We start from the raw sequence: 12,208 nt of genomic DNA, 5'->3' as shown, positions 1-12,208 counted from the left end.
GGTCACGCGGTGAACACGGCGAGCTGCGTCACCGAGCCGTAGCCCGGGTACGCGCGGCCGAGTGGCCGCACCCGCACGGCGTACCCGTGTGTGCTCCCGACGTGATCGGACCACGCGCGGAACTGCGCCCGGGTCCATTCGAAGCGATGCTCCGGATGGCGCAGGTCGACGGTCTTCAACAACGCGTTGTACTCGCTGTTAGGCGTCGTCAGCACGACCACCGCCGGGCGCAGGCGGGCGAACACGACGGTGACGAACCCGTCGAGGTCGGCCGGGTCCAGGTGCTCGACGACCTCGACGGCGACGGCGGCGTCGTGCCCGGCCAGCGCGTCGTCCCAGACGGACACCGCGGCGTGCCGCCACGTGATGCGGCGGCAGGTCGCGGGCGGCAGGGTCCGCTCGACCCGTGCTCGGGCGCGGGCCAACGTGTCCGCGTCGCGGTCGACGGCCGTCAGCCGCTCGATCCCCGCGCGGGCGAGCGACTCGACCAGTCGGCCCGTGCCACAGCCGAAGTCGACGACCCGGCGGGCGCCCGCTTCGGTCAGGACCGAGGCGACGGCGGCCAGCCGCCGTTCGTGCCACGGGCCGGGCGCGGACACCGGTCCGGCGAGCCGCGCGGTGAGCGGCGCCGCCGCCGCGCCGTGGACGCGGCCGTCGGGGTCGACGAGGATCCGCCCGGCCAGGATGGCGGCGCGGAGACCGGCGGCCGCCTGTTCGAGCGGTACGACGTCGACGTGCCGGCCCGAGAGCCGGGCCAGCGCGCCCTGCGCCTCGGTGAGGCGGTGCGGTGGCAGCCCCTCGACGGCGAAGTCCACATCGGAGCGCTCATCCCACTGGCCGGCGCGGGCGATCGAGCCGCAGATCCACACCCGGCGGGCGCCGAGCCGGTAGAGGGCCTGGGCGCCCCGGCGGGCGTTGGCCAACGGGGACGTCACGGGCGCAGCCGGTCCGGCGCGGCGATCCGTTGGTAGACGTTGAGCCGCGGCGGGCTGTCGCCGGCGAGCCGAACGCTGACCACGCTGGTGGTGACGGCCGGGCCGACCGCGTGCCGCCACCGCCGGAACGCCGCCAGCGACGACGGTCGGTCGAGCAACAGACGCTCGATCGCGGCCTCCGCCGGACCGGCCAGGGCGTCCGAGAGCAGTTCCACCTTGAGGTCGAGCCCGCCCGCCCGCTCGGCGACCGCCACCAGCGCCGCGTCCTCGGGAAGCAGCAGCCGGCCCCCGGTGAGCTCCGCGACGGTCGCGGCCAGCGCCGGCAACCGGTGCCGGAGGCCCAGCCCCGCGAGCAGGCCGTCGAGCGCGAGGATCCGCAGGCCGCCGCGGCACGCGAGGTAGACCCGTTCCAGCGGGCCGTCGAGGCCGCCGCCGATCGCGACCAGGTGCGGTACGACGCCGGGCACGTGCGCGGCCACCATCGACGCGGCCGCGCCGAGGCGTCCGGGCAGGGCGGCCGGCGCGACCGCCGGGTCGAGCTCGAGGTACGCCTTGACGGAGGTCAGGTCGTCCGGGCCGAACTCCGCGCCGAGGAACGCACCGAAGCGGTCGGCGCGCAGATACGGACGCCAGGCGGCGTAGCGGCGGTGGAACCCGGTTCCGGCGTGCCGACCGACCACCGTCAGGGTCCGGGCCCTACGCCGCACCGGCAGACACTCCACATCGGAGGGCTGGAGGTCGAGGCGGAGCCGGTCCGGGCGTTCCTCGGAGAACGACACCTCCAGCGGCCACCCGCCCGGCACGAGCGCGTTGCCGCGGTAGGCGGCGTCGTCCATGGGGCGCGCGAAGGCGCCGGCGAGCACGTCGCCCAGCCGGTCTCCGGGGTCGGCCGTGCCGAGGCGCCGCGCCGTCCCGCTCAGCCAGTCGCCGACCGTCCGGGCGTCAGAACACGTAGCGGACAAGGAGGCCAAGGTCCGTCACCGCCCCCGGTCGTAGGCGGCGCACGGTCTGGCCGTCGACCTCGACCTCTTCGGCCAGGTCGTCCGGCACGTCGGTGACCTCGATCGTCCACGGCGCCTCGGCGTCGAGCGGAACACCGCCCGGCCCCAGGTCCAGCACTCCCCCGGGTAGCCCACCGAGGTGGGTGTCGACCCGCTGTAAGGGCACGGGGTGGGGTGCTCCCCCGCCCGGTGGGTGCACCAGCACGGCGAAGGGCTGGCTGTCGTCGTACGCGGCGGCCGGCCGGAAGAAGACGGCGACCTGCGCGATCCGCACGGCCTGGTCGCGCACCATCGACGGGAAGCGGTCGATGCCGAGCACGGCGGCGAACCGCTGCGGCGCGGCCGGGTCCGGCGGCGCGTACAGGAATGCCTGCCAGGCGTTGCCGAACTCGTGCCGCGCGGAGAGCAGCCGGAACATCCCGCGGACGCCCTGCTCGACCTCCATGGCGTTGAGCTGCGCGGTGAGCTCGTCGAGGGCGGCCGCCCGCAGCGCCGGCCCGCCGCCGCGCGCGGTGTACCGCAGGTGGATGACCACGTCGGTGATGCTCTGGTAGTCGAACTGCCGCAGTGGCGTCGGCAGTTCGAGCAGCCAGGTGCTGATCGCCCCGTCACCTTCGAACGGCAGGTAGCGCTCGTCGCTCAGGCTGGTCTCGAACAGACCGGCGTCCTCCCGGCCGGAGCTGGTCACGATCGTCGTCGTGCCTCCCGCGGAGTGCCGGAACCGGGTGTCGTCGGGACCGGTCCAGGCATATTCCGGCACCGTGCCCGTCTCCACCCGGACCCGGCTGGACAGCAGGGTCAGCGAGCAGTTGACGCTGGCGTACGGCCCGACGGTGCACGGGATGGAGAGGCTGACGGCCCTGATCCGGCGCAGGTGGTCGCCGGGGCGGTCCAGGTCGAAGACGGCCTCTGGGATCTGGACGTAGCAGCGGCCGGTCTCGCGCAGGTCGACCAGCGCCTCGGGGTGCAGGCCGGCCAGCGACACGTGTTTGGTCAACTCGTACTCGCGGCGGTGCTGGTCGAGGTACGCCGCCTCCATCCGCCCCAGGGCGTGCTGGAGCTGCTCGCCCGCGAGCAGGCCCTTGCGCAGGCTGTCCCAGTAGCCGAACCGGATGTGCTCGGACTCCGCCACACCGAGGTCACGGCGGAAGGCCCGCTCGGCCGCCTTCGCCGCGTCGTACGCGAGCTGGTACGACTGGAAGTACACGGTGGACAGTCGGCCGACCATCCACTCGTACAGCTCCCGGTTGGTGAACTTGTTCCGCAGGAACTCCTCCGCCGCGCGCTGGTGCTCCATCTGGGTGCGGTGGTTGGCCAGTTCGGCACCCGCGATCTCGAGCCGGAGCTCGGCCGCGAGCCGCTGCCGGTCGATGCTCATGATGTCCAGCGCGGCCTGGTTGCTCTGCAACACCCAGTCGTGCTCACGCACCACGTGCTGCGCGAGCCGGGCGGATCGCCCGGCGTCGTGGCTGTCGGACTCGGCGAAGATGCCGAAGAGACCGGCCAGCGCCGACGCCGCGGCGCCGAGGTTCGGGCCGCCCCAGCTCGATCCCGTGCCCACGCCCCATGGCTTGGCGTCGAAGGAGACGGTGGGCAGGACGCTGAACACGCTCGCGCCCACCTGGGAACCGGAGCTGAGCCTCGTGTTGTCGTGTGCGTCGGAGAGGCTGCTCAGCTCGGCCCGGTCGTGGCGGAGCATCCGGACACCCTCCGACACCGCGATCCCCGCGTTCGCGGACGGGTCAACGAGCGGGATCGGCTCGTCCTCGGCGGGTGTGCGCGGTGCGCTCGTGCCGAGCAGGCGTTGGAAGTGCAGGTAACGCCCGACGGCCACCGCACGGGCCGCGCGCAGCGCCGCGATCTGGGCGCGCGCCTCGTCCTGCTGCCGGACCCGGACCTGTTCGACGAGGTCGGTGAGCTCCCGCTCCTGGGTCGCCCGCAGCCGGGCCAGGGCTTCGGCGTCGCGCCGTTCCAGCGCGCCGAGCAGTTGCTGGCCGAGCGACTTGACCTCCTGGCACAGGGCGCCGGCGCGCTGGACGAGCGTGCGGAACCGGTAGTGCGGCACCGGAGCCGAGACGTCGGCCAGCGCGCTGGCGATGTCGACGCCGGCGGCGGTGGCCCGCACGAGCAACGCCGGGTCGATCGGCGGCTCGAACAGCGGGAGCTGCCGGACGACGCCCTCGATGTTCATGCAATGCCTGATCTTGAAGAGCCGGTCGGCGACGGTGTCCCAGTAGCCGAGCAACTTGTCGTTGCGGGGCACGCCGAAGTACGCCATCTTCGCCAGGGTCAGTGGCGGGGCGTCGGGCGGCACGATCACGCTGTCCGGCGCGGGTGACGCGATGAGCTGCTCCAGCTCGACCAGGGTGTTCGACAGCGCGTCCAGCTCCGGGTCGAGCGAGACCGCCGTGCGCACCTGTGGGGCGGCACGCGGCGCCAGGCCGGCCGGACGAGGCCCGAGCAGCTCCGCCGCGAGCACGTACAACTGCGTCGCCTCGTTGATGGACTCGATCGTGTCGCGCCGGAAGAGCTGGTCTCCCCAGGCGACGAGATTGTCGAGGTAGCGCATCACGACGGACCGCTGGAACGCGGTGATCCGCAGTCGGGCGATCGCGAACGGCTGGAACGGCTGCGCCCGCCACTCCCGGACCTGCTTGACCAGGGCGGGGTCGGCCGAGCCGTCGGCGAGCTGGGCGAGGAGCTCTTCGATCCGCTGGGCGAGCAGTTCGGGCTGGCTCTGCTCGTAGAACGGTCGGGTCTGCCAGAACCGCGCGGGCACCGGCCCGTTGGACGCGTCGGTCGGGTCGAAGACAAGGTGGAACCAGCGCTGGGCCTCCTCGAAGCGCTGGTTGGCCGACAGCCGCAGGGCCACGAGCAGCGGCGCGTGGAAGAACAGCTCCCAGTTGTACGCGGCGTACGCGGCACGGTGGTCGAAGTCGACGTCCTCGATCGGATAGCGCTGCTGCTCCGGGCCGGCCAGGACGAGGTCGGTGGGCTGGTAGCGCCCGGCGAACGGGTTGGCGGAGCGGAGCTGCGCGGTCCGGCGGACCAGGCGCTCGATGCCACCGGCGTTCAGGTCACGCAGGAACGCGCAGGCGTACGGGTGGTAGTGCGTCTTGAAATGGTAGCGGTGGACGGTAGCCGCGACCGGGACCGTCCAGCCGGCGCCGAGGGCCCGGGCCTCGTCCACGTACTCGCCGATGGTCAGCAGCGCCTTGTCGGGGCGGCTGACGATGACGTTGCGCAAGGCCTGTGTGGACGGTGCGTCGACGGTGGCGCCCGGCCTGGCCCGCGCTTCGAGCTCGGCGGTCTGTGCGCGGACCAGCGCGGCGCGGCCACCGTCGATGGTGGCCAGGGCGGTCGTGACCGGATCATCAGCCGCACCCCGGGTTGCCGCCGACGGGGCCGCGCCCCTCCCGTGCAGCAGGGCGCGCAGCATCGGCGTCGGCTCTATCGGCCCGGCGCCGTCGACCGTGGCCAGATCCGGCTCGTAGTACCGCTGGTTGACGAGGTCGACGTGGAGCGGACCGAAGGCCCACGGCGAGCTCCAGACCTGATCCCAGACGACCTCCTCGGACGGATCGACGTGGTAGGTCTTGGCCGCGTCCTGGAAGAAGAACGTCTGCCCGCCCGTGATGTACGCGTCCTCGTGGGTGTACGACAGCGTGAACGTGGCCGGCGGCGCCGCGAGCGCGACGTCCTCCTGTGCCGCCGACCCGCCCGTGGGCAGGTAGAGCGGGTTGGCGCCGACCTGTTCGAAGAGCATGCCGCTGGGCACCGTGGCGTTCGGCTCGAACAGGCCGTAGATGCGTTGGGAGTAGCCCTGGACCTTCGCGTCGCAACCGGTGAAGTACCAGCCGTTGACGGTCGCGAAGCCGTACGTGACCGGGCCGTAGTAGTCGTCGCTTTCGTCGTACGTCGTCGAGGGGTTGTTGTACTCGTACCAGACCCGCAGCGCCGGATCGGTCACCCGTGCCCGCAAGACGTGCGCGTGCCGGCCGTGGTCGGGGCTGGCGTCGGGCGTCTGTGCGGAGCGGACCGTCAGGCTGCTGAGCTGCTTCGGCTGCCAGCGGCCCTGCCGGAACTCGCTCCACGCGAGCTGGATGTCGAAGTAGCGCTTCGGGGTCACCGGTTTGTCCGGCGGTGGTTCCACCGGGATCGTGCCCTCGGTGAACACCGGCCAGAACAGGTACAGGCGCCGGTTCCACACGACCGGCAGGAGCTGCGGCTCGGTGATGTCGACGTCGATGCGCTGCCACGCCGTCCACCGTCCGCCGTCGATGCGCTGCCGGTGGTAGTAGGTCGGCGCCATCCCCTGCGTGCGGCCGAAGACGTGCAGCACCGCCGGGCGGCCGTCGGCGGCGGCCTCGCGGCAGCTTCCCAGGATCTCCAGTCGCGCCACCCCGTCGAGGCGCTGCAGGTAGGTCCGGAAGGCCTCCTCGGCCACCTCGGCCGTCACGTCGTCCTGCAGCAGTGCCGACTCGAGCTCCTCGAAGAACGGGGTCTTGTCGTCGCGCAGCTCCGGTTCCAGCCAGTTCTCCGGGTAGCAGAAGACCTTGCGGTTGGCCTCCCACACCCGGTAGCTCTTCATCCAGCGCCAGTCCCGCCAGCCGGTGTCGACGGCCTCGTCGACGACCACGTCCGGTTCGAGGTTGAGCAGGCACCGCTGCACGAAGAGCTGGACGGAGCCGATCGCCTGCTTGATGCGGGAGGTCACCATGCACGGGTCCATCTCGCAGTCCATCAGCAGGTGCCGGTAGAGCGAGTTGACGTCGGCGAAGTCGTGGCCCCGGGTGACGAGGTAGGCGACGAGCGCGTCGCGTTGCCGGGAGCGCAGCCGGTCCCGCAACGGCCGGGCCACCGCCGGCCAGTCGGCCTCGCCGTATCTGGCCTTGGCGGCGTGCCGGGCGGCGCGGGCGTCGACGGCGTCCGGCGACGGGGCCGCGAACGCCCGGCACTGGTTCGCGGAGCTGCCGATGGCCCGCATCCGCCGCAGGCACCGGGCGATCAGCGCCGGGCCGGTCTCGTCGCGGAAGGCGTCGGGCAGGTCCAGGTCGAGGATCCCGGGTCCGGCCAGCGTGGTGAGCTCGGCCTCGTCGCTGCCCGTGCGGTCGGCGAACAAGGCCAGCAACGACGCGGGCGAGGGGCCGTGGGCCGCGGCGAGCACGTCGCCGACGGTGGCCTCGCCGAGGCCGGCACGGATGCGGCCGAGCTCGACGAGCCGCAACAACGCGGCGAGGGGTCCGGGTGTGCGCGCGGTTGCCGTGGCCGGGATGTCGTCGAACCTCAGCCAGCGGGCGGTGGCTCCCGTGCCGGGCAGCCAGGGCACGGACCGCGGCGGCACGGCGTCCCCGTACGCCGCGAGCCAGTCCAACTCGGTGGTGGTCAGGCGCAGCCCGCCGATCAGCGCCGCGGCCTTGTGCAGGCGCAGGAAGGTCCGGAACGGGGCGGGGAAGCTCGCCTCGCTCAGTGCGACGTCGGGGTGGCTGTCGGCGAACGCGGCGTCCAGGAAAGCCTCGACCGCGGGTCGGCCAGGCTCGCCCGCCACGGAGACCTGCCGGGTCAGCAGCCGCTCGGCGATCCGGGTCGGCACACCGAGCGCCTCGCCGAGGTGGTGCACGACCAGCCGCCGGCTCGCCGCGAGCCGCAGGTATTCGCGCAGCGGCGCGTTGACGGCCGCGAACCGCTCGGCTTGGGGCAGGTCGAGGATCGCGGACACGTCGGCCTCTTCGAGGAACGCGTTGCCGGGGTCCGGCACGAAGGTCGCCGGTGCTTCGAACAGTCGCGTCACTGCGGCCTGGAACGCGGTGTCTGCCGAGAGCGCCAGGAGCCGGTTGCGGTCCGTCTCCGTCAGCGGGCCGACGCTGACGAGCTGTCCGGCGGGCCCGTCGTGATAGACGCGCTCGCGAAGGTCGGCGGGGACGGCGACCGGCGCGGGCAGCGGTGCGCGGAAAGCCGGCCACGCGAAGGCCGTCAGGTAGGTCGTGGCGTACCCGCGCGGCGCGTCGAAGATCTGCGCCACGGCCGCGTGGTAGTCCCCGTCCGCGCTGCCCGCGAGCAACGCGTCCCGCTCGGCCGTCGTGAGCGTTCCCCGGACGAGGAGCCGCCCGTCGGTGTACGTCACGCGGTCGGCCAGCCCGGGTGGCACGGTCAGGTCCCCGGGTGCGGCCGCCAACGCCGCCGAGTAGGTCGCGCTGCCGTCGAGCAGGGCGACGAGTCGCTCGACGAGCTCGATGGGCCAGCGCAGCGACGCGAGCGCCTTGGCCAGCCGTTCGCCGGCCGGGCCGGGCTGGCCGGCGGTCTCGTCGGCGATCGACCGGAGCCCGTCGCGCACCTCGGTGAGAATCGTCGCGAGCTCGGCTTCGGCGGGCGCCAGCGGGGTTTGGTGAAAGAGCAGGTAGTCCACCTCGGACACCGACAGCCCGCTGGCCCGGATGCGGGAGGCCAGGTCGACGAACCGGACCGTGTCGGCGGTGTCCGCGAACGGATCCAGGCCGGCCGCCTCGCGAAGCGTGAGGAGGTCGCGGATGCTCAGGCCGAGTCCACGGGCGAGCCGCGCGTGCCGGTGCAGCGTCCCGAGGTTGGCCAGGTCGAGGGTGTCGTCGGGGAGCACGCCGGCGAGCAGGTCCAGCTCCGCGGCGGTCAGGCCGAGCGCGGCCAGCACCGTGGGGGTGTGTGCGCCGATCGTCGCGTCGGCGGGTGACTCGGTCACGATGGCCAGCTCGTCGCGCTGGGCGTTGAGCCGGAACGCCGGGTCGAGTGGGAGCAGCACCGCCGGGTTGCGGAACAGGCGGTGGTAGAGCGCGTCGTCGCGTCGGGTGCCCAGCGGTGCCCAGAAGGCGCACAGCTCCTCGATCGAGCCGCCCACCGTCGCCCGCAGCCGGACCAGGTGGGACAGGCGCAGGACCAAGGTGTCGGAGAGCTGCTCGTCGACGTCGGGGGTGTCGGACGCGAGAGCGGCGATCGCGTCGTCGAGCTCGTCCGCCCGCCAGCCGAGCCGGCGGCGCAGCCGCACGTAGCGGCGCAGGCGGCTGGCCGCGGTGACGGTGAGGTTCGTCAGGCGCAGCTTGGCCAGGTCGCACGAGGCGAGGTCGGCCGGGTCCGCGGACTCGATGCGCACGGCGCCGTCCGGGTTGACGAAGCGGGTGTCGAGCGCGTCGAGCAGTTCCTGGTACGTCAGCTCGGTCCGCTTGAGCAGCTCTCGGACCCAGGACAGCGCGGCCAGCCAGCCGAGCGGCTGCGTGCTGACGCCGCCCGGCGCGGACGCGTCGAACACCTCGACCAGGTTGCCGGTCTCGGCCAGGCCGAAGTGCTCCCAGGGCGGTCGGGTGCCGGCGGCGCCCGTGCCGGTGACCAGGTCGCGTTCCACCGGCGTCAGGGCGAGCTGTTCGGTGGCGAACGCGAGGTCGGCGTCCACATCGGACGCAGCCGGGGCGAACTCCCGCATGAGGTCCGTGCGGGCGACGCCGAGGTGGTCGAGGTACGCCCGGACCTCCTCCCACCACAGGTCAAGTGGCAGGGCCGACGGGTGGATGGCATCGCGCAGCCGTTGGTACGCCGGAGCGTGCTGGTGCTCGGCCTCCGCGGCGAGCTCGACGTCGGTGCCGCGGGTCTGGTAGCTGCCCAGGCGCACCTCGAGCTCGTCGGCGGCGGATCGCCGCACGACGTACAGGGTCGCGTGATCGGTGAGGAACCAGTGCTGGTCCGGTTCGACGACGTAGGCGACGTGCTCGCCTGCGAGCGGCACGCCGTTGGCCGCGAACGCGTCGCGCACCGCGGCGGAGATGGTCCGCGCGTCGAGGTCGCCCGCGAGGGAGCCCGGCACGGCGAACCCCTCCAGCGGCTCGACCAGCAGCTCGAGCAACTCGATGGCCAGGTCGACATACGGCAGCGACGTGTTGGTGTTGGCGCACGTCAGCTCGATCTCACCGATGTCGGGGCGGCGCGCGTAGAGGACGTCCCGTGCGGTCGTGTCGTCGGCGAGCGCGCGCTCCCCGAGCCAGGTGAGCAACTCGGTGAGGTACGCCGCCGGGCTGAGCACCGAACGGCAATGCGCGCAGTCGCAGTAGTCGAGCGACCCGAACAGCGTCCGCAGATCCGGCAGTGCGCTCAAGTCCGGTGTGGACAGTGCGTACGTGCCGAGGTTCTGAAACAGCGGGCTGAGGCTGGAGGCCAGGGCCAGGCTCGTCCCCGAGACCGTCGCCGCCTTCTCGTACGCCACCAGGGCGGCGGCTCCCCCGCCGAACGTGTCGCCGAACCGCGAGACGAACACGCCGGTGCCGAGTCGGGTCACCGCGGTCGCGGAGTCCAGCCCGGCCTGCTGGAGCGTGCGCACCTGGTCGTAGTCGCGGGTGAGGTTGAACAACCGGCGGACGCCGGCGACCTCCGCGCGTACGCCGGCCTCGTCGGCGACGCCGGACAGCAGCTCCGGATGCGCGGACAGGAACGTCCCGACGTTGGTCTTCCTGAGGTCGAACCCGACGTCGCTCGCGATGACGTTGCGCCAGAACGTGCGCGCGTCCGCCGGCTGCTCGGTGTCGTCGGCGGCACGGTGGGCCAGCACCTCGGTGGGCAGTGCGTCCGACACGATGCGGGACAACGTCTGCGCGTACGCCGTGAGCCGTTCCTGGGGTGAGCCTCCGGGGATGCCGGGCGGGAACCGTTGCTCCTCCGGCAACGCACCGATGATCTGCTCGAAGTCCTCCGTCGACAGCCCGGCCAGGCCGCGGAACCCGGCCCGGCCGACCCGTTCGCGCAGCGCCTGCATCGTCGGCACGTGGCTGCGCGTCAGCGCCGCGAGCCGCAGCGAGAGCTGGACGCTCTCGGCCCGCGGGCCCAGCCGGTCGTCGTCGCGTACGCCGGCCCAGAAGTCCTCGACCGGCCCCCGGTGGGCGAGGAAGCGGGCGGCGAAGGCCGTCCGGTCCGGGGCTGCGGGCAGCGCGGTGGCCAGCACGGCGCCGAAGGGCGTGCGACCGTCGTCGACGCGCAGCCGCAGCATCCACTGCTGGGCCGCCTCGGCCAGTCGCCTCGGCACCTCGTCGACCTCGTCGGCCAGGCGCCCGGGCACGATCCGGGACTCCACGGCGGACTCCAGCGCGCGGCGCTGGACCTCGGCGGGTTGGGCCAGCATCTCCGACAGGTTCGTGCCCAGACCCGATCGGATCAGCCCGTAGTAGAGCTCCGGGGAAACCTTGCTGTGCGCCGCGAGCTTGTGCGCGAGGACGAGGTCGGCCACCCGCCGCGCGGGCTGCCCGGTCTTGCCGACGAGCAGGCTGACGTCCGGGTCGTCGTCGGTCTCGTGCAGGCTGTCGATCGCGACGTCACCGAGCAGGGGCTTCACCTCGGCGAGCAGTTGCTCGTATTCGGACCAGGTGTTCTCGGGTCCGCCGTCGACCTGCAGGCGGACCTTCTCCACCTTGCGCGCGTGGTAGATGACCTTCGACTCGGCGACGAGTGCGGCGGTGCCGTCGTCGGTCCGTTGGAAGGCGCGGACGAGCAGGTCGGCCGACCGCCCTGGCGGGAGCCCGAGCCCGGCCAGCCCATAGTGAATCTCGAACAGTCCACGGGCGTCCGTGGTGGCCTGCCCGAGGTCCACCTCGCGTCGCAGGTCGCGGTGGATCGCCCGGACGACCAGGTTCGGGATCGGCAGCCCGCCCCGGTAGATGATCTGGCCACGGACGAGGTACTCCGGCTCCGCGGCGAGCGGCTCGTCCCCGGACGGCTCGACCGGCGCCGGCTCATCGGGCGCCGGCGGGTCGGCGTCAATGGGCGTGCGCGGGAGCGGTGGAGCGACGGCCGGCTCGGCGTCCTCGGTCGCCCGATCCAGCGCCTCGGCGGTGCGTGCGTCGACGACCGCCGTGTCGAGCAGGCCCTGGGCCTTCTGGAACACCGCGACGGCCTGCGCCGTGCTCGTGCCGAAGATGCCGTGGCGCACCTCCTGCTCGGGAAGGCGGTAGTCGAGCCGACCCAGCGCTATGTGGAGTTCCTTGACGTCGTCACCGGCCATGCCGGCGCGAAGTTCACGTCCTTGCAGCCGCATCGCCCGATCCCTTCGCACGGCTCGACGCTCTCGTTCTACGTCGCGCTCTGCTTAACAGCATCGACGTCGGCCGCTGGGCCCTGCGTCAGCCTTCCGACTGCGCAGTTGCCGACATGCTGGCGAAAGAACTGGTCAACGGTCATCCAAGGACTATGGCCGAGCCCCGACGATCGGCGACGGATGGCCGCCAGAATCGTCCGTTCGGGGCTGCAGCGACTACTGCCGGTAGTCAT

General features: G+C 72.8%; 3 protein-coding genes. All 3 read right to left on the bottom strand.

The window, feature by feature from the left end; genetic code table 11:
- Positions 1–2 precede the first annotated feature (2 nt).
- The 3 genes from BLV39_RS33755 to BLV39_RS33750 are packed head-to-tail and all read right to left on the bottom strand — an operon-like array spanning position 3 to position 11,975.
- The gene (locus BLV39_RS33755) at positions 3–935 is read right to left on the bottom strand and encodes a methyltransferase domain-containing protein (RefSeq protein WP_143050002.1); all 933 of its coding nucleotides are present in this window, start codon (positions 933–935) and stop codon (positions 3–5) included.
- On the bottom strand, positions 932–1,897 hold the full coding sequence (locus BLV39_RS42630) for a hypothetical protein (protein ID WP_143050001.1): 966 nt from the start codon (positions 1,895–1,897) through the stop codon (positions 932–934). The genes BLV39_RS33755 and BLV39_RS42630 overlap by 4 nt, the downstream gene beginning before the upstream one ends.
- Positions 1,878–11,975, bottom strand: a complete 10,098-nt coding sequence (locus BLV39_RS33750) for a Tc toxin subunit A-related protein (RefSeq protein ID WP_090801248.1) — start codon at positions 11,973–11,975, stop codon at positions 1,878–1,880. The genes BLV39_RS42630 and BLV39_RS33750 overlap by 20 nt, the downstream gene beginning before the upstream one ends.
- Positions 11,976–12,208: the final 233 nt, after the last annotated feature.

The organism is Asanoa ishikariensis (assembly GCF_900107455.1).
In the GTDB taxonomy this organism is placed as follows: Bacteria; Actinomycetota; Actinomycetes; order Mycobacteriales; family Micromonosporaceae; genus Asanoa; species Asanoa ishikariensis.
Note: the sequence above shows the minus strand (reverse complement) of the source record. Positions and strands in the feature narration are given on the sequence as shown.